Below are 17,541 nucleotides of genomic sequence, written 5' to 3'. Positions count from 1 at the left end.
GATTGTCATAAACTCCAACTGAAAGCAATAAAATAATGACTTCACCTAACAAACCAAATAGAAAGTGATCCTCTACATCAATTCAAGCACAAAATTTACATTGAAATATACTTATTTATGATCATGTCGATGATGAACATCTGGATAATGAGGATGTGAATGCTTTATCGTTTTATGATAGTGATGATGAGTATGTGGCTCCTTGCCATCCCATGGAAAATCATGGGTATGTTGGTGGTGCTCATCATGAATATGGCTATGCCTGTGCTCAAGTAATTCGTGAGCATGTTCATGCTCATGATGTTCTGTGAGATGCAGCCAGACACCCATCCCCATTAATAAAGATGCAATCCAAAATGATAGAGAAGTTGTTTCATGAAAAAATAAAATCGCAATGGCGGCACCGATAAAAGGTGCTATCGAAAAATACGCGCCTGTTCTTGCTGTTCCTAAGCCCCGTAAAGCAAGAACAAATAAAACAAGGCTTGCCCCATAACCAATAAATCCAACCAATAACGCATATCCTGTTGTCAACCACGGAGGAAATGCCAATCCAAAGCAAAGAGCAAGACTTATACTAACCATGCCTGAAATAAGGCCTTTGCTTCCTGCAATGAAAAAAGGGTCACCAGTGGACACTTTGCGAGTTAAATTATTGTCAATAGCCCAACATAGGCAAGCACCCACAATGGCAACTGGACCCAGTAGATTTTGATCACGTGTTTGACCTTGAGGCCATGACAATAAGATGCCTCCTGCAACAATCAACAACATACCAAACACAATTCGATGTGCCGTATTTTCTTTAAAAACAATCCATGCTAATAAGGCAGTGAGTACTGCTTCAAGATTTAACAATAAGGATGTTGTTGCAGCACTTGTTTGTTGTAAGCCGAACATTAATAATATAGGTCCTAAAATTCCGCCAAAACCAATAGCACCAAAGAGCCAAGTCCAATCGCTTTTTACTAATCCCGAATGTTCCCAACCGCGGTCTTTAATTAAGCGAGCTAAAATTAATCCTATACCACTACCAGCATACAACAATCCAGCAAGTAGCAAAGGAGATATTTGCCCAACAAATTGTTTGGCAAAAGGCGTGCTGCCGCCAAAAAATACTGCGGCACCAAAAGCGGCAAACGTTGGAGAAATGGTTCGTAAGTGCAACATTTAGATTACCTTTGAAGACCAATATAAAAAAGAAAGAAATGAATATTACCAAGCTCTTGCAAAATCAACCAGCAGCAAGTAGATTAAATAAGGCCTGATCATTAAGAAAGAAAAAAATGCCATAGCCATTTAGCAATCAGAGCGATGATAATTACCCACAAGCACACAATAATTGACGCAACCACCCAGTTTTTTGGTAATAAATCACCTTTATCAATAGCAATCTCTGCAAGCCGATTACAGTCATTCCAAACCTCTTGAGGTATTAGTTTAATAGCTAAGTAAATCCCTAAAGGGATAATTATTAAATCATCTAGTAATCCTAAAATAGGAATGAAATCAGGAATTAAATCAATTGGGCTCAATGCATAAGCGAGAGTTATAAGTACAACTAATTTAGCTTTCCAATTAACTCTAGGATCGCGTTTAAGAAAATATAATATCCAAACATATTTCATCATGGATACAACTACTTTATTTGAATTATTCATACAGGTGATAATCTCCTAAATAGAGGCCATGGCGCATAGTGAATAGTTGTATGTTGAATGCTTTAGTCCATTGAACCGGTGGAAATTTTCCACCAGTTCATTTTTTTCATGTTTATTTAATTGAATAATATAGTTCTCAGGAAACTTATCCGGGTTGTTTTTGACTGCTTATTAATATCCCTTGTTTCTACTCCGTATAAAGCGGCGATGTCTGAATCAGAATAACGTGAGTGTTTCTGAGATTTATTATTTGTTCTTCTACGTCTAATTGACTGATGTTCATTATTAAATCCGGGGTTATAGCCTGATGCGCTATTATAAGGTGAGCCGACTTTTTATCCCAGAACAATTTAAGAGGGCAGAGGGGTATTTATGGTGTCGGGCAGATATTAGCATGTTTGGGGTAGATAACGTACCTTATCTATCCCAAATAGGCAAAATGGCTTAAAATGCCAATTAATGATCCCTTGAATTTATTGAGTGGCAAAAATGATAGAAAATGTAAAAACTCAAAAGTTTGTGATAGATAAGATTAATCATCCCTTGGCTGTCCATTTTGACAACAACTCGCTTTCGGTATGGTTGTCCTATTATTACTCAGTGCATGTGAAAGGTGCTCCCGAAAAAACCGAACAAGCGAAACTGAAAGATTTGTCCAAATTTGTAAATTTTTTCCAAAATGAAGTAGGGCACGATCAGGTCGATAGTTGGACACCTGCGGTTAGCAAGCAATTCCAACGGCAACTTTGTAAGACGGTATCTGAAAAAACAGGAAAGCCTTATAAGGCAACATCAGTGAACAGAACGATGGCAACAATTCGCCATGTTGGTCGATGGTTGCATAAGCAACGCCCCTTACTTGCGGGTGACCCGCTTGCTCAAGTCAAAGATTTGCAAACTGATGCGCCAGATTGGAATGGCCTAACATCCAAACAGCTGATGCGCTTAAAATCAGCTTGTGAGCAAAGACTTAAAAGTTGTACCCGCAAAAACCAAAACCCTTTAATGGAAACGGCTATATTTTATATTTTGTTGAGTACAGGACTTCGTGAATCGGAATTGGTTTCTTTAGATGTCTTTCAATATCACAGCAAAGGTCTTCACCAAGTTCTACGCCATAAATCAAAACGGGTATCCAATAAAATCCCATTACCACAAGAGGCGAGGGGAGTACTCGAAAGTTATCTTGAAACTAGAAGTCCAGAACCAGGAGAGCCATTATTTGTTAGTCGTTATGGGGCTCGCCTCAAGACGCTAGATGTTTATCGGATTTGTCAACGGGTTTTGAAACAAGCCTTAGCTTTTTTACCTGATCACGAAAAATTTGAATTTACCCCACATAAATTAAGACATACCTTCTTAAAGAAGGTGACAGATAAACATGGGGTGCATTTTGCACAGGAAATTAGTGGAAATGTATCTATTAAGGAAATTTTTCGATATGCCAAACCAAGTCAAGAAGAAATGCAATCAACAATTGAGGAATTGTTTGAAATATAAACTTTATTATTGATTTCAAATAAAGTTATCGACCAAGTTATTTTGGATAAAAGAGAATGTATTTACAGCCTCAGGTAATTCTCTAACCAAAATAATTTTTTGTTAGAAATAATGTAAACCATAAATACTTCAATTCTCGTCTTGCGACATTGTCATGAACTGAACAGTCTTAAATCTCCTTGCCCCTCTATTTTACATTTACAAACCTAAGGTTGAGGGTGTACAAAAATTTGCCAAGAAATATCTCCTAGAAATTTTTATTTAAGGATAAGATGAGTTGCATCTTAATGTCACAAATCAATTATACCATAAACAGCTAATTACCAGTAATTGTGTATGAATAGGTTAAATGCTCAACTGATCATGCTTAAAGGTCTGTAAAAGAATCTATTTTAACAAACATTAAACGATGAATTTTTTGAACAATTCAATTAGGTGGGGTAAGCCAAATATTTACCCCAAGAAATTGGTTCGTAATCTCTAGCCATAAATCAAAGTTTATTATATTTACTCGCCCTTTGACTTTTTGAATAAAAATAAGGGTATATCATATTGTATAGGATCGAGTATTCATGCCCCTAGGTGTTGCTGCTTGACCTTATAAATTACTATTCTCGCATTTATCGGTTTTTTTCTGTTCACATTAAATGACTTTATAAATAGTTTATTGCCCACATTATTTGATTCTATCTAACAAGCTGTCCAAGTTAAGTGATTTTATCCGTTCTCAGTTCTCACATTAATTGATTTTATCAGTCAGACGTTTAAAGTCGATATTCCAAACAGGAATAAGCCTTTCTAATTTTTCCTTCATCGCCAAGGAATCCTTAATGCATAACTTCTAAAATTGAGCCCAGTTTCTTATTAAGGGCGAAAAAAGCATGCAAGGAAAATTTGATTTTGACGGTCTACCACCAGAAATAAAAATGAATCTAGCCGCTCATTTAACAGCACCTGATGTAGTCAACCTTGCTGTCTCTTCGACTACAGCAAATTATAAGCAGTTGTTTAAACCGGCATTGAATGCCCACCAATTATTACACCATGTGGTGCGTGGTGAGCATGATAAGGTTGCGGCGCTACTAAAGAAAAACATCAAGTTACTCGTTCAAAAAGCAAGCGTGACCGATAGGTCAGGCCGTACTTTTGAAACTATTAGTGCTTTTGAATATGCGCTTTGGGCCCTAGATAAGCACATGTGGACCTTAATGCTAAACTGCTTATCCAAAGATGAGGACTGCAAGGAGCTAGTAGCGGAGTTGCTTACTCAATATGAGAAACTCAACACAGAGGGTGTGACTTATACCTTTCGTGGAGAAACTATCACCGAGAAGCACTTTGATTTCGAAAATACCATCATTAAAGAGCTGCAAACGCAAGTAGATTCGATAAAAGCGCCAGGGGTTAAGAATTGGGATACCATTGATAATCAGTGGCGAGAAGGTGTTGGTGGTGCACAAAAGCTTCTTCCTATGCATGTTGTTTATGAATACTGTTCCGAAGTTCCTTTTGAGCCAGTACCAGAGTTTACGGTACAGCCAAAATCATCGAAACAATTTATTAATTGGTTTACTGGCACGTATGAAAATTGGTTTAGTGCTGATTCGAAATTGGCAGTTGATTTTGCAATATTTAAGGGCGGGTGGTGCGGCGTGCGCCTATCGCGTGATGCGTGGGGTTGCGGAGCCGCGGGCGGCCTAGATTTAATTGCCTTGACGGCATTATGTAAAGTAAGAACAAACGATTTTATCGATCTCAAATCGCAACTTGGAGACCAGATGACGCTAAATAATCATCAGCAAGTATCTCAGATTTGACCGAATTGACATTATGTCGATGAAGAAGCTCGGCGGCGTAAGCCGCCACGTGCTCATTCAAACATGAGTCCAAGCAAGTCCTGGTATGACCAGTGTACTGTTGTTTTCACCTACCACAATAGCTATTAAAAACGAACCATTTTACTATCTTAATAATTTAATATAACTCATTGTAATTTATTTATATTTTTATATGAACGTATCCCACTAATATAAAATTGATTACACTATCTTTTTTTGAAAAACCATTGAATACAGGGATGATATGAGTGGTCGGTTTGTAGGATTAAGTGATGTTATTCAGTCGTCTAATTTGTATACTGCCGATTTCGTAATCAGGATGATAAATATGAATTGGGCAGCAGACGAGATGAAAACGGTTAATCTAGGGGATAAAAGACTTCATAAGCGCTTACTTTCTTTATTTGATCAATTAGGAAATTCACCTAATTTAAGTATTCCAGCCGCGTGTGGAGGATGGCATGAAACAAAAGCAGCGTATCGTTTTTTCGACCATGAGGAAGTGACTACAGAAAGTATTTTAAGACCTCATATAGAATCGACTTTTTCTCGAATGAAACAACTTTTTTGGGGTAGAGCCAAGAAGGTTGGTCGCAAGTGGACATCCATGCCAACGCTAACGTCTTTATCTTCTCTATGTTGTTGAATTAATCTATCGAAGGTGGTTTTGCGAAGTTGTGTGAGCCAATTCGATAATTCAGTATTTTTGCTAATGAGACCTTTGAGTTCGCTCGCTTGCAGAATGACGGAGGTTATTGAGCCTGGCCCACAATGCCCCATCTGCTCACTAAGATTACGGAAATTACTACCAAGTTGGTTGTCGTTTTTCTGAGAAAACACATAAGCATTAAATGCTAAAGCACTTTGCAAGGTTTGCATGATTTCAGTGGATTGATTAGAAGTCTCTCTATCAACTTTGTTATAAAAATTATTAATATCGTCGAGTGCGCTGGATCTTTGACCTGGTATTAAAATAATACGGAACGAGTTCATTTTTGTAATAATCAAGCAACTGTTTGATTTGTCTCAGATAAGCTTCTTTGTTTGCTACCGTTATAAATCACCGGTTTCTCGTGATAAATGGTCTGGATGGCAAACTGACGAGCTAGCTCATCGGAATCTAAAATGGGGGTGAGGGCTGTATTGGCGCATCAAGCTTGCTAAGTCGTTTTTCGATAAACGTGCCTCGTTTTTTCCCTTGAGCAACGACAGTACTTCCTGCAAAAACTCGGTTTCATCCTTTATCTGAAGCTCATTACTATTGAGCGTATCGGTGACATAAACAATCTCTAAGGGGGAATCCTTTTTTTGAATAATATAATAGGTTTCACGATGAATTTTTTCTGGTAATTCACTCACTAGGAGGATGTTAGGTCGACTGTGGGGGTTTTCAAAAGCTTTTCCTAGCACCGCTTTAAAAATGTCTTGGGATGTTGTAGCCATTACTAAGCCCTCATTAAATTGTCTGGCAGAAAAGCTTATAAACCTCTAGTACAAGTACATATTATTTATTTTGAACCTTGTCCGCTTTAGGCAAACTCTAAAGTAATAAATTCATAATCACTATGAAAAAACAAGGATCAATTTTAATTGTCGCTTAATTTACCCCCTTTCATAATGCTTGCTTAATTTTTAGCAGTCGAAGCGCTTCTTAGTTTTGAGTGCTATCAAAGATATTTTAAGTGGAGTAAGTGATTGTGCCTAAAAAACATGCTTTAGAAGAATCCTCCTCATCGAATGTGAAACGGCCAAGAACTAATCCTGGCATTTCTGATTCTGTATCCACCGCGTTTTCTTCTCCGTCATCAAGTAGCGCTGTTTTGAGTGATGATGGAGAAACAGTGAATTGGAGCGAGCTAATCAATAGGCATTTATTAGGTATGAATCTGTCTGATACTGGCAAAGAGGGGAAGGACTACTATCAGCACTGCATCGAAGAGTTATTCTCGCGTTCCCCTGTTCAAGAAATGAATAGGCTATGTTTTCAATTATTCTCTGCGGATAGGATTGGGGAAGTTAGCTTTGAAGAACCGCAACAAGAACAGCTCCTGCAATTCTTGGTTGAAGTGCTTCAGGATACGGTGCCGGAAAAAAAATACCTAGGAAGGCCAAGTATTTTGGCTACTCTTATTCATCATCGCTTACCCGAAACCCTGGCCGATGCTTTGTATACCTATGCAACCAATCACGAAACCAGTTTTTCTCGCCTACAGTGGGCTCTAATTTGCCGTCAGCCGATTCGAGAAGAGATGGCCGCTGAGATTAATATTATTTCCTACACACCGCCCCTACATCTTGCCGCTTGTTTTGATAATCCTTCTCTGATTGCTCAATTAAAGGAGCTTGGGGCGGACATGAATCTTAGGAAGCCAAATGGAGTAACCGCCTGTCTTCTTAGTGCTTACTATGGATTTTCTATTACTACACAGCAGTTAATTACTCTTGGCGCTGATCCGACTTTAGGAAGTGAAAATGGATCGACGCCACTTTTAGCTGCAATCAACAAATCTAATGACGATATTGAGACCGTGAAAGTGCTGTTACGAGCAGGGGCTAATGTTAATCAAGCTGATCCAAGAGGTATTACCCCGCTTTTTGTTGCTGCTGCCAAGGGTCATGACAAGGTGGTCGAGCAATTGCTGCAAGCAGTGGGTATTGATGTTAATCAAGCACCACAAAGCGGGTTTACCCCGCTGCATATTGCTGCACAAAATGGTCATGACAAGGTGGTCGAGCAATTGCTGCAAGCAGTGGGTATTGATGTTAATCAAGCAAATCAAAGAGGGTTTACCCCGCTTTGTAGTGCCGTTTTCTATGGTCATGTCAGGGTAGTCGAGCAATTGCTGCAAGCAAGGGGTATTGTGGTTGATGAAGCATCTCCATATAAATATAGCCCGTTTTATGCCGCTGCAGACAAGGGTCATGTTAAGATAGTCGAGTTACTGCTGCAAGCAGAGGATATTGATATTAATCAAGAAATTCACGGAGAGAAGGACCTACTTAGTGTCGCTGTTCGAAATAAACATATTGCTGTGATTAAGGTGCTAATAGCTCATGGCGCAGACAAGATGCATTCTTTAAAGCATGCAGTTAGTATCAAAAACGTGGCAGTTATTGATGCCTTTTTTGAGAGTGGATTTTATCTACCTAAGATTAGTCCAGTTGGGTTGCAAAGTGAGTTGTCTAGACGAGCCGCGGAGAATATTACCTATCGCAATAATAGCCTAAAGGGACTTGCTCTTTCTGTTTATGAGAAAAGTTGCTGGGATAACCAGGTTCAGCCTGATGCTCGCTCGGTTGGCGAGGAATGTCCTAGTCGGATGCCTTTGGGCTATACACCGACACGACGATATTTCGTTCCAGACGCGCTTAAGGGTAATCCTGTGGCACTTGCCTATTTTGCGGCTTATTATGTAAAAAATCCCCAAGCCTTAAAAACCTGGTTTAAAAGTGCTGGAAAAACCTTTGGGATTTTTAATTTAGCTCTAACCTTGGTAACCGCGAGATTTGCGCAGATGAGCGATTTTGCACTTAGACTTAGTTCTGAGAAAAGACGTGCTTTGTGGTTATGTCATAAAGACCAATTAAAATTTCTCTATAACGAATTTCCTTATGAATCAATTATGGAGTGGCTTAAGGTATTAAGAGATGCGCCAGAAATGGTGAATTTCCGTGAGCCTGTGTTCTTCCTGAAGAGTGTCATTCAGAAAAAACATATAGAGGAACAAGGCCGGATTTTAAGTGCGCTTAGGATTGAAGTTCGCACGCAAGGCCCTCAATTTTTTAAGCCGGATGATCCAAGCGAAAACAGGGCTTCCGGATCTAATGGGCCGCATATGGATTCGCCAATCTCATCTTCTCGGTAAAGAAAGCCAATTGTTATTGCTAATGAAGCGATAAAAAGAGGGGAGTGCCGTTCCGAATGTTATATACCTCTGGTCCGCAACGCGCGAGCCAGTCGAGATGAGCATCCTGCTTCGTCGGATTTGTCGAGTGTGCAACATTGCTAGCCAGAGGGAAAAGAGATGCATACATTGCAGTATAAATTGCGATGCAGAGAGTTAAATTTTGATTTGACAAATCAGTTATTTGAATAGCCCAAATAACAGTCATCTTGTATAATAATCATTTTTATATATCTGGTGGATACTAAAACTATCATGAAACTATCCCACTAAACGTTTAACCCATAGATGACATACAGCAATAGTTACGAATCCATGAAAACATCTTGCAATTCTCTCCCAGCGCACAACGAGTCTGCGATACTTGCGTTGTAGCCAGGCAAAACAGCGTTCCATCTGAAATCTAGGCTTATCGGTTTTTATTGGCCTTCCTCTGTTAGGCTTGCTTTTCCATTGCCTTTTCGGAAGTTGTGGTCGAATACCTTTTTTCCTCAACCACAGTCTTAGCCCTTTTGAATCATAACCTTTATCAGCCGCAATGACTTTTGGGCAAGAGCGAGCCCTCCCTCTTTCAGAAGTCCTTACTTTAACTTGCTCTAATAATCGCTCGACCTGCTTACGTTCATCGCCATTGGCAGGAGTAACCACATGAGATAATGGCATACCACTGCCATCAGTTAAAATGTGGATTAAAACCCCTTTTCCTTTGCCTCCCCAAGCAATGCCTTCACCGCCTCCTTTGCCAGGGGGAAAAGGAGCCATCAACAGCCCCGTGCTCCCACCTAATTAGACCATTGGCAGAAGCGATTTCTAAAATACGATGCCGCAAGCTCTCTAATGTACCGTCAGCTTCCCAACGGGTTAACCAGCGATGAGAAGAACTTTTAGAGGCAAAAATCTCATTCTGAGGGACGTCACACCATCGGCAACCACTAATCAAAATATAAAGCAACGTATTCAGAACCTTACGAGGTGAAACTGCAGGCATACCTCGACTGCGTTTCTTCGTCTTTACATCTAATACATCAGAAAACAATAACCACTCAACATCACTTAATCCTACAAACCGACCACTCATATCATCCCTGTATTCAATGGTTTTTCAAAAAAAGATAGTGTAATCAATTTTATATTAGTGGGATAGGTTCATAAAAAATTAGCTGTTTTAATGTTTTCTTTAAATTGATATTTAAACGGTGAACCTGACCGTTTAAATCAAATAATGTGAGAACTGAGGACGGATAAAATCACTTAATTTGGACAGCTTGCTGGATAGAGTCAAATAATGTGGTCAACAAGTGAATTATAAAGTCATTTAATGTGAGCAGAAAAATACCGATAAATGCGAGAATAGTAATTTATAAGGTCGAGCAGCAACACCTAGGCACCGCCTTTAAAATCTAAATAACTTATTGGTTGTTTAAATGCTCCTCTAACCAGTCTAATGGTAAAGGTTCAGTTAGAGTTAATGAGAATTTATCTACAAATAATTGATATGTCATATCAAGATATTTGCAGGATAGGTGTAAGTAATAAAAATCCAACTCCGTATCAATAAGAGTAGGTATAAAATGTTTCTTGTGGAGAGGGTTGTTGCATATTTTACTGTTATACATAGAAATGTGAGGCCACATATTATGAGATGCGTGGCTAAAGGGCTTGTAGGAAAAGTTATATAAATCTTCATGTCCTGTTTCTTTTGCCATTTGTCTATAGTCAAGTTGTGCCCAATTTCCTAAATTTACCTCAACCATATGTTCATTTCTTTGGCTATTTATCCATTGAGAACAAGATTCTATAAGTAACTCTCTATTCTCTGAAAACTCTTCTAATTGACTTGCTTTATAATGTTCTAACAGCAGTTTTTTATCCCCTAATCCATGTAGGATATATTGTTTAGCTCTTGTTTCAAGATCATTCATTATCCATGCAAGAGCAATAAATAAATCTATCATGGCTCTTAAAAATAAAGGGGCTGAATGACCATTCCAGATATTTGGGGATCTTGCCATTTCAATTGATAGTGTAACTTGCCTTGATAATAAACCACCAATTACTGAGTATGCATCAAGTTTGTCATACTCTATTTCGATTTTCCCCCAAAATTTTTCAAATAATTTAATTAAATGATTTTCATAATTAAGCAAAAAATTTTCTTTTTTAGCAAATTCTTCCATTTACATGCAACCTTTTAGTTTAAAAGCTTTTTTCCAGAATAAGTTAGCCCATTCATTATCTGCTTTATCATCGTCAGAAATGTTAAAGTTAGGAATCACGTTCAATGCTGCTCTTACATGAGAGCTAACTCTCTTTGCTTCATCTGAAGCAGGGGAAGTAAATATGATATCGGGGTTTGGAAAGATAATATTATTTGATATTTTTACTTTGCCAGTTATTAACAATGATACATAAGCTGTTGTCTGGACTATGGTTGAGTGTTGACTAAATCGATCTAGAAGAGAATTAACGTCATCCATTAATTTCTGTAAAGCCTTTTCTTTCAAAAGGTCAGGTGTGGCATTAAATATAAAATCAAGAGGGTAGCTCTCTTCAAAAAAATAATAATGATGTGCTAAGTGATTTTGAAAAAAAACAACGGTTTCTTCATCAATTTTTTTTAAAATTATTTTCTTTTGATTTTTATCGAGCTTATAAAAACTGCTTAAGAAAGCAAAATGCTCACCGTTATTGATAGTCTCATCACATATCTTTATAAAGTCAATTATTTTATTTACTGCTTCTTTTTCTTCCGCTCTTAAAATTAAAGCGGACATCCATATCAAAGAAGGTAGAGTATTATCAATGAATGAGTATTCATGAATATTCTCTAGTTGCATGATAGGAGGAATTAACTTTCTCCCTTTCTTTTTGTGATCTTGCAATATAGTTTTTTTGTTCATATTTATTGTGCTTTAGATGATGTATTACCTAAATATCGGTTATAAAGTCGGTTTTGAAACACCTATTTTATAGTCCATGTTCTTACCATTATAGGGCTCTTTAGCAAGTTTTACCTTTTCATTGCTAAGCTTTTGAGGTTTACTGCCTATCTTGCCTGTTGCTCAAGCTAGAATTCAGCTATGCGCTGAATATATGAAAAATTAGCCTCCCCAAGCTTGAAGTAGTATCAATTGATTCATGAACACTCTTAAGCCAAAGCCTTTTCCCTCCAGGAGATAGACAACAATTATATTACCTTTAGAGCAAATTCGAGATCGGGTCTAGTTAATTTGCTGCCAGTGATTTATCGTTATAAATTTTTAAACAACCTGCTTTTTGAATGAAATCTATCATAATGTAAGTTTAAATTTTGATCATCTGTTGAGGCGCGAGCATGTCCCAATAGCATTTTTATCCCTTTCAGTTAAGAAACCCAAAGATAATAATTTAACTTTGAATTTTTTACCAAATTTCTTAACAGTTTCAGCCCTTACTTTGCGTTGAATTGAGAAATTAGGGAAAGAAATAAAGAAAATCCCCGTTTTTTTGCCATACAAAATTTATTTATCAATAATGCCTGCATGCAGACATTATTCTTTAGTGTTATATAATTACCCCATTAATACCTTGGCCATTGATCTAGATACTCAATTTAGAAACAAGAAGGCATCACTGTATGGGCAGTTTATGACTAAACCAATTACACGAACTTTTGATCACAAGCCATTATTAGAAGATATTCAACAGCTTATTATTACCTCAAGGCAAAAAGTAGCTTTAGCTGTAAACGCTGAGTTGACTATGTTGTATTGGAAAATTGGTCATCGGATCAATGTTGAAATCCTAAAAGATAGTCGCGCCGAGTATGGGCAGGGTATTATTGAAAATTTATCAAAAAATCTGATATCGGAGTACGGCCGCTCATTTGAGGAAAAAAACTTAAGACGCATGATCCAATTTGCAGATACTTTTTCTGATGAGAAGATTGTCGCCGCACTGCGACGAGAATTGAGCTGGACACACTTTAGATCATTAATACCTATAAAAGATCCACTAAAACGGGATTTTTATGCTGAAATGTGTCGCGTTGAGCGTTGGAGTACCCGTACATTAGAAAAACAGATTCAATCTATGTTATTTGAACGCACAGCACTTTCCAAGAAACCAGAAGAATTAATACGTCACGAAATTGAAATAATTCGAGATTCTGACAAAGTCAGCACGGATCTAATATTAAAAGACCCATACATTCTCGATTTTCTGGATATGAAAGATCGATACCTTGAAAAAGATTTAGAGGATGCTATTTTACGTGAGATTGAGCATTTTTTATTGGAATTGGGCTCTGGTTTTAGTTTTATTGCAAGGCAAAAACGCATACAAATAGACAGTCGTGACTATTACATTGATCTGTTATTTTATAATAGACGTCTACGCAGAATTTGCGCTCTAGATTTGAAGCTTGGGGAATTCGACGCAGCTTATAAGGGGCAAATGGAGCTTTATCTCCGTTGGTTAGCAAAATATGAACAAGAACCTGGTGAAAATCCTCCATTGGGTATCATATTATGTACTGGAAAAACTCATGAGCAAATAGAGCTGTTAGAATTGGACAAAAGTGGTATACACGTTGCTGAATATATTACAACGTTACCACCCAAAGAAGAATTGGAAAAGAAGCTGCATCAATCTATTGAGACTGCTCGACAAAGATTTTTAAATACGGCGAATGACGAATAGTTAAGAGAGGGGTGCCGAATGCCAAGTACACTAAGTCTGATTATAAAATTAATCAGACTTATTGACATTAACTCACAGTTAGCGCGCATTCGTTTTTTATTGTTTTTTTGACTTATGCTTTTCTAATGATAATACATAGGAAATACTACACTCTCGTCTCAAAGCACGTTCTGCAAAATAATTATCTACCGCTGCATTTAGTACATATCGGCCTGTTATTCCAGCAAAAGCAGTAAGTTGTATCCATGAAATATCGGTGAATATATGTACCCCACTAAATCCGGCTATCCCGTTTATAACGCCCTTAATTAATGTGCTCGTAAATCCCTCACCAATGGTTTCCAGCTTTTTCCTAAAGGTAGTTACAGCTGGAACAATTTCTTTATCTATTAATTTTCTAATTTCTCCTAAATAATCCTCATTTAGTGGTATATGAGCTTGCCTAGATTGAATAGATGAAAGATATTCCAAGAACTCTTCCCTAGCTTTTTCAGATTTTTTCCTATAATCCACTACATCTTTAATATCCATATTTTCTATGCATTCATTAGCTATTAATGCATCGAATATTGCGAAACTAAGATCTGCAACACTAATTTTATTATCTGTAGCCCCTAGCATATTTACAGCACGCATATACTGCGAGTTTAAAAGATTAGCATATGGGTGTGCATCTGCTAAGGGTTTAAAGCCATTTCTGGCTCCTTCCATTAGTGCAAAATTTATCTGAGCAGAACATAGTGCAATTCTGTGCAATAAAAATGCACGTACAGCTTCAGGATTTGATACATCAAAAGGAGAAATATGCATTTCCAACAAATCTATTGCTTGTAGTGAATGCAATGCAGAAGAGTCTATATTATCAAATAGCTTTATAAGTTCATTTTGGTTGCTTCCAAATGAACCATAATTTCCCTCAGGAACCTGCTGATCCCTAAAGGTATTTGACGCTGTAAGACCTTGTCTATAATTTTCTATGAAAGAATAATCACTTAAGTCTGATTTTACTTTTTCCAGTAAATCAGCCGAAATAACTCCGCCATTAACTCCATGAACATATAAAGGTACCCCAGCATCTTCTCGAAAGGATTTTTCTACTGCTCTTAATGGTGATGGTGCACCTATTAATCCAAAATTGCCAATAGTCAATGCAGGCCTATCCATAAAATGAATTTCATCAAAAAATAAAATGCATTTTTTTAGAGTAGTTGGCGATACATCCATATCAGGATAGTAAAGAACGTTGACTTTATCGCGCATATTACTCCTTATGGGCTTGTCGATAGCTAAAAGATTAACAAACCTGCTGAAGTGAAAATTCAACATCAAACTCATCGTACAATGCTTTAGGCATTAAACGTGTCCTTCCCCTATGAATTTTATTCGGACTTTCTTCAAGCTTAACCAGGCCATATTGTTCCATAGTTCTTAAGGTTCTTAAAATATTATTAGCCTTCCTCTTATATCCAGTTAATGCCTCTAAGTCAGAAACCGATTGGGGTTCATTTTCAATAATTAACTTTAGCAAATGCTGATTCTCTTCAGATAATACATTTGCCAACGATTTCATAGATGTAAACCAAATTTTGGGTTCATCTTTTTTGGGCTTATATAACCCCTTTGCAATAGCAATTGTGCGTTGCTTATACTGCTCAAGGGACATAATGCCTATTTTTGCCTTATTCATTATTTACTCTCCTTAAGCGCCTCAACGCGCTTCTCAACTTCTTTCCAAAAATCTTCTAACAACTGTCCAGCGTTAATATAGTCATAAGGTCGTCCTTGATCCTTCGCATCATAATGCCAATGATCAAATGTCCTTTCAGGGCGAACTCCCCTCTTTGCGCCATACTCTATTTCATGGCTATTATCAAAACCCATGATTCGTTTTTTTGATTTATCATGTAATGTCAACGAGTACTTAATACCTTGATGTCTATTTGGTGTTTTAATAACCTCAAACTTAACCCATAATCCGAGAGACTCATCAATTACGATTCTCTCACCATTAAGGTCTAATAAGTTTTCCAATGAATGATCTATTGCTTTCATTATTTAATTATATCACAAGATGATATGTTTACAATTAAAATCGGGGGTTTTCTTTATCACCCTTTTTCCACACTCTCAATTCAACGCGAAATAGCTGAGTTTTCTGAAGGGGTGCTTGACCAGCGACAATAAATTATACTCAGCAACAAGTCGTTCATTGGTGAACAACTTATCTATCCACACAGACTTACCGCAAACTCAGAATGAAACAGAAAATGAACTAGAAGATAATCTAATAAATCATTATCGATAGGATGAGCGATCAAGCCCTGGAAAGGCACCGTCATGTATGGACCCAGCGCTGGCTGCAAGAGGAAATTACCGATAAATGCGAGAATAGTGATTTATAAGTGCAGGCAACAACACATCAGGATAGTAAAGAACGTTGACTTTACGTCTGGTATAAAATATTCACATGCTCGTTGCGCCTCATTGCTTGATAGATATCGGGGTGTGGCAATCATTGCCAGGCGAACATACGCCTTATCACCATATACATGATAAGCGCGTTCAAATAATTTCTTGGTCGCTGAACCACTTAATTGTGGGTTAAATTAATGGAATATCTTCAGCTAAAAAAATCCCACTGCGCACTATAAGTAGGCCTAGGAGCTGATTGAGAGGAGGAATTAGATCGTTGTATTTCAGCTATAGTCTTTTCTAACTCTCTAACGCGAGCTTCAGCAATTCTAGCTCTTTCTAAGGCCAAATCTCTTTCTGCTTGTAGCGCCCGTTTTTCGGCGTCTGCAAGGCGAGCCAGTAAATCTTGCTCACTCTGTGAAGGTATTGAACTTTTTTCAAATTCTGGTCTACTACCTTTGTACATTTTTTCGCTCTCTATGAAAGTAATTAACAGGAACTATAAAATGATTAAATTAAGAACAAATTAAATTATATTCTTGATTTTTTATAGTGGTTATGAATTTTTGGGTTTTTCCGCATATCCAGACTAAACTGGTCATGGCTTCGAAAATTTCATATTTTCCTTTCTACTTGTTACGCTTTCTCAAGTTATTTTAATGCAAAATTCAATATAGAAGCCCCTTATGAGGGGCTCAGTAGTTAAAAAATACGTTAACCGCATTACCAATCTTCACTGAGAAATAATCACTGATAGGGGTAGTGACCGGGTAGCTGCGATAACCGCCAACTTTTAAGCTGCTACTTCAATGGGTAATCTCGTATTCATATCCAGTTCAAATATCCCATAGGGATTCACATGAGAGTAGATTAACGGTGTCAATGCCCTGAGATCCTCCAATTTCATTCGTGATAACCAGTTTGGCTCTTTAAGCACCTGCTGAATCATCAAGGTGTTAACGTACACCTGGGAGATTTGCAACAAATGCAGTGCCAGAACCGATAACTCCTGATCCTCAAGTCGATTAGTCGCGACTTCACCACCTTTGCCATAAAAGATAAATGAATTTGCGCTGTTCCAGTTTTCTACGACATTCAGCCCTTCGTGGATCTCCTGGCGAAGTTCTTCAGAATCAATGTATCGGCACAGGAAAATGGTTTTGACCACTTTGCCCAATTCGGCAAGCGCCTTGTACGTGGGATGTTGGATGTTATTTCGGGTAAAACGGCGCAGTATAGCTTCTGGATCGGAGGTGCCTTGCTTGAGCGCGGTCGCATATTTGATCATCTCATCATATTGTTGGATGATTAGTTCCCAGTTGATAGGACGTGTCAGTATCGACTCCAGATTTGGGTAATCACCGATTATAGTCCCGGGCCGATAGAGTTTTTGGCTGGCTATGGCCTTAAGGCGTGGCAACAAATCAAATCCCAGCAAGTGGGAGAAAGCAAAAGCGACCTCACTTTGGCCGTGACTATCAACATGAACCTCCCTCGATTTACCGGACACCTTGTTTAATGGGTATAATCCCAGAAACTAGGAGT

19 protein-coding genes are annotated in these 17,541 nt (G+C 37.9%); 5 read left to right on the top strand and 14 right to left on the bottom strand.

Annotated features, from left to right (window positions below):
* Positions 1 to 111: 111 nt before the first annotated feature.
* The 3 genes from BN1094_RS18555 to BN1094_RS20335 all read right to left on the bottom strand — a co-directional run bounded on the left by BN1094_RS18555 (position 112) and on the right by BN1094_RS20335 (position 1,787).
* Complete coding sequence (locus BN1094_RS18555) at positions 112 to 1,170, bottom strand: DMT family transporter (RefSeq protein WP_044012872.1); 1,059 nt, start codon at positions 1,168 to 1,170, stop codon at positions 112 to 114.
* 101 nt (positions 1,171 to 1,271) lie between these two features.
* A complete protein-coding gene (locus BN1094_RS20340) occupies positions 1,272 to 1,661 on the bottom strand; it encodes a YkvA family protein (protein WP_044012869.1) in 390 nt (129 codons plus the stop codon).
* A 15-nt stretch (positions 1,662 to 1,676) separates the two neighbouring features.
* Entirely contained in the window at positions 1,677 to 1,787 is a 111-nt protein-coding gene (locus BN1094_RS20335; RefSeq protein ID WP_425411926.1) for a hypothetical protein, read from the bottom strand.
* Between the two features lie 363 nt (positions 1,788 to 2,150).
* Between BN1094_RS20335 and BN1094_RS18545 the strand changes: the two genes are divergently transcribed.
* The 3 genes from BN1094_RS18545 to BN1094_RS20330 all read left to right on the top strand — a co-directional run bounded on the left by BN1094_RS18545 (position 2,151) and on the right by BN1094_RS20330 (position 5,645).
* Positions 2,151 to 3,161, top strand: coding sequence for a tyrosine-type recombinase/integrase (locus BN1094_RS18545; protein ID WP_044014165.1), 1,011 nt, complete (start codon positions 2,151 to 2,153; stop codon positions 3,159 to 3,161).
* Between the two features lie 881 nt (positions 3,162 to 4,042).
* Positions 4,043 to 4,978, top strand: a complete 936-nt coding sequence (locus BN1094_RS18540) for a hypothetical protein (RefSeq protein ID WP_044012866.1) — start codon at positions 4,043 to 4,045, stop codon at positions 4,976 to 4,978.
* A 265-nt stretch (positions 4,979 to 5,243) separates the two neighbouring features.
* Positions 5,244 to 5,645 carry an IS4/Tn5 family transposase DNA-binding protein gene (locus BN1094_RS20330; protein ID WP_081935211.1) on the top strand — a complete coding sequence of 134 codons (402 nt, stop codon included), beginning with the start codon at positions 5,244 to 5,246 and terminating at the stop codon, positions 5,643 to 5,645.
* Here BN1094_RS20330 and BN1094_RS19950 read toward each other — a convergent pair.
* Complete coding sequence (locus tag BN1094_RS19950) at positions 5,528 to 6,007, bottom strand: hypothetical protein (RefSeq protein ID WP_218054630.1); 480 nt, start codon at positions 6,005 to 6,007, stop codon at positions 5,528 to 5,530. The two genes, BN1094_RS20330 and BN1094_RS19950, sit on opposite strands and share 118 nt — an antisense overlap.
* Before the next feature lie 102 nt (positions 6,008 to 6,109).
* Positions 6,110 to 6,442: a hypothetical protein gene (locus BN1094_RS18530; protein ID WP_044012860.1), complete on the bottom strand. Its 333-nt coding sequence runs from the start codon at positions 6,440 to 6,442 to the stop codon at positions 6,110 to 6,112.
* A 254-nt stretch (positions 6,443 to 6,696) separates the two neighbouring features.
* Between BN1094_RS18530 and BN1094_RS18525 the strand changes: the two genes are divergently transcribed.
* Positions 6,697 to 8,865 (top strand): ankyrin repeat domain-containing protein, encoded by a 2,169-nt coding sequence (locus BN1094_RS18525; RefSeq protein WP_044012857.1) that lies wholly within the window; start codon positions 6,697 to 6,699, stop codon positions 8,863 to 8,865.
* A 300-nt stretch (positions 8,866 to 9,165) separates the two neighbouring features.
* Here BN1094_RS18525 and BN1094_RS18520 read toward each other — a convergent pair whose 3' ends face one another.
* From BN1094_RS18520 to BN1094_RS18510, 4 genes are all read right to left on the bottom strand, one after another.
* The gene (locus BN1094_RS18520) at positions 9,166 to 9,666 is read right to left on the bottom strand and encodes an IS5/IS1182 family transposase (RefSeq protein ID WP_044012852.1); all 501 of its coding nucleotides are present in this window, start codon (positions 9,664 to 9,666) and stop codon (positions 9,166 to 9,168) included.
* A complete protein-coding gene (locus tag BN1094_RS19400; RefSeq protein WP_081935210.1) occupies positions 9,632 to 9,982 on the bottom strand; it encodes a transposase in 351 nt (116 codons plus the stop codon). The genes BN1094_RS18520 and BN1094_RS19400 overlap by 35 nt, the downstream gene beginning before the upstream one ends.
* A gap of 331 nt (positions 9,983 to 10,313) precedes the next feature.
* On the bottom strand, positions 10,314 to 11,081 hold the full coding sequence (locus BN1094_RS18515) for a DUF5677 domain-containing protein (RefSeq protein ID WP_044012850.1): 768 nt from the start codon (positions 11,079 to 11,081) through the stop codon (positions 10,314 to 10,316).
* Entirely contained in the window at positions 11,082 to 11,804 is a 723-nt protein-coding gene (locus BN1094_RS18510) for a hypothetical protein (RefSeq protein WP_044012847.1), read from the bottom strand.
* A gap of 727 nt (positions 11,805 to 12,531) precedes the next feature.
* Between BN1094_RS18510 and BN1094_RS18505 the strand changes: the two genes are divergently transcribed.
* On the top strand, positions 12,532 to 13,584 hold the full coding sequence (locus BN1094_RS18505; protein ID WP_044012844.1) for a PDDEXK nuclease domain-containing protein: 1,053 nt from the start codon (positions 12,532 to 12,534) through the stop codon (positions 13,582 to 13,584).
* A 96-nt stretch (positions 13,585 to 13,680) separates the two neighbouring features.
* Here the strand turns inward: BN1094_RS18505 and BN1094_RS20165 are convergent, their stop codons facing one another.
* The 5 genes from BN1094_RS20165 to BN1094_RS18470 form a co-directional block, all read right to left on the bottom strand.
* Positions 13,681 to 14,844 (bottom strand): hypothetical protein, encoded by a 1,164-nt coding sequence (locus tag BN1094_RS20165; protein ID WP_245614421.1) that lies wholly within the window; start codon positions 14,842 to 14,844, stop codon positions 13,681 to 13,683.
* A gap of 34 nt (positions 14,845 to 14,878) precedes the next feature.
* Positions 14,879 to 15,271 (bottom strand): HVO_A0114 family putative DNA-binding protein, encoded by a 393-nt coding sequence (locus tag BN1094_RS18485; protein ID WP_044012841.1) that lies wholly within the window; start codon positions 15,269 to 15,271, stop codon positions 14,879 to 14,881.
* Entirely contained in the window at positions 15,271 to 15,636 is a 366-nt protein-coding gene (locus BN1094_RS18480; RefSeq protein WP_044012838.1) for a toxin-antitoxin system TumE family protein, read from the bottom strand. Before BN1094_RS18480 ends, BN1094_RS18485 begins: the two co-directional genes overlap by 1 nt.
* A gap of 568 nt (positions 15,637 to 16,204) precedes the next feature.
* Complete coding sequence (locus BN1094_RS18475) at positions 16,205 to 16,462, bottom strand: hypothetical protein (RefSeq protein WP_044012835.1); 258 nt, start codon at positions 16,460 to 16,462, stop codon at positions 16,205 to 16,207.
* A gap of 327 nt (positions 16,463 to 16,789) precedes the next feature.
* A complete protein-coding gene (locus tag BN1094_RS18470; RefSeq protein ID WP_281175086.1) occupies positions 16,790 to 17,530 on the bottom strand; it encodes a Tn3 family transposase in 741 nt (246 codons plus the stop codon).
* Between the last annotated feature and the right edge of the window lie 11 nt (positions 17,531 to 17,541).

The organism is Legionella massiliensis, assembly GCF_000756815.1.
Lineage (GTDB): Bacteria > Pseudomonadota > Gammaproteobacteria > Legionellales > Legionellaceae > Tatlockia > Tatlockia massiliensis.
This window is presented reverse-complemented; position numbering and strand designations above follow the sequence as displayed.

Coding starts and splice junctions, on each gene's coding strand:
- BN1094_RS18540 (WP_044012866.1), top strand. CDS start 4,043: ATGCAAGGAAAATTTGATTTTGACGGTCTACCACCAGAAATAAAAATG.
- BN1094_RS20340 (WP_044012869.1), bottom strand. CDS start 1,661: ATGAATAATTCAAATAAAGTAGTTGTATCCATGATGAAATATGTTTGG.
- BN1094_RS18485 (WP_044012841.1), bottom strand. CDS start 15,271: ATGAATAAGGCAAAAATAGGCATTATGTCCCTTGAGCAGTATAAGCAA.
- BN1094_RS19400 (WP_081935210.1), bottom strand. CDS start 9,982: ATGAGTGGTCGGTTTGTAGGATTAAGTGATGTTGAGTGGTTATTGTTT.
- BN1094_RS20330 (WP_081935211.1), top strand. CDS start 5,244: ATGAGTGGTCGGTTTGTAGGATTAAGTGATGTTATTCAGTCGTCTAAT.
- BN1094_RS18505 (WP_044012844.1), top strand. CDS start 12,532: ATGACTAAACCAATTACACGAACTTTTGATCACAAGCCATTATTAGAA.
- BN1094_RS18555 (WP_044012872.1), bottom strand. CDS start 1,170: ATGTTGCACTTACGAACCATTTCTCCAACGTTTGCCGCTTTTGGTGCC.
- BN1094_RS20165 (WP_245614421.1), bottom strand. CDS start 14,844: ATGCGCGATAAAGTCAACGTTCTTTACTATCCTGATATGGATGTATCG.
- BN1094_RS18545 (WP_044014165.1), top strand. CDS start 2,151: ATGATAGAAAATGTAAAAACTCAAAAGTTTGTGATAGATAAGATTAAT.
- BN1094_RS18510 (WP_044012847.1), bottom strand. CDS start 11,804: ATGAACAAAAAAACTATATTGCAAGATCACAAAAAGAAAGGGAGAAAG.
- BN1094_RS18480 (WP_044012838.1), bottom strand. CDS start 15,636: ATGAAAGCAATAGATCATTCATTGGAAAACTTATTAGACCTTAATGGT.
- BN1094_RS18475 (WP_044012835.1), bottom strand. CDS start 16,462: ATGTACAAAGGTAGTAGACCAGAATTTGAAAAAAGTTCAATACCTTCA.
- BN1094_RS18520 (WP_044012852.1), bottom strand. CDS start 9,666: ATGGCTCCTTTTCCCCCTGGCAAAGGAGGCGGTGAAGGCATTGCTTGG.
- BN1094_RS18515 (WP_044012850.1), bottom strand. CDS start 11,081: ATGGAAGAATTTGCTAAAAAAGAAAATTTTTTGCTTAATTATGAAAAT.
- BN1094_RS18530 (WP_044012860.1), bottom strand. CDS start 6,442: ATGGCTACAACATCCCAAGACATTTTTAAAGCGGTGCTAGGAAAAGCT.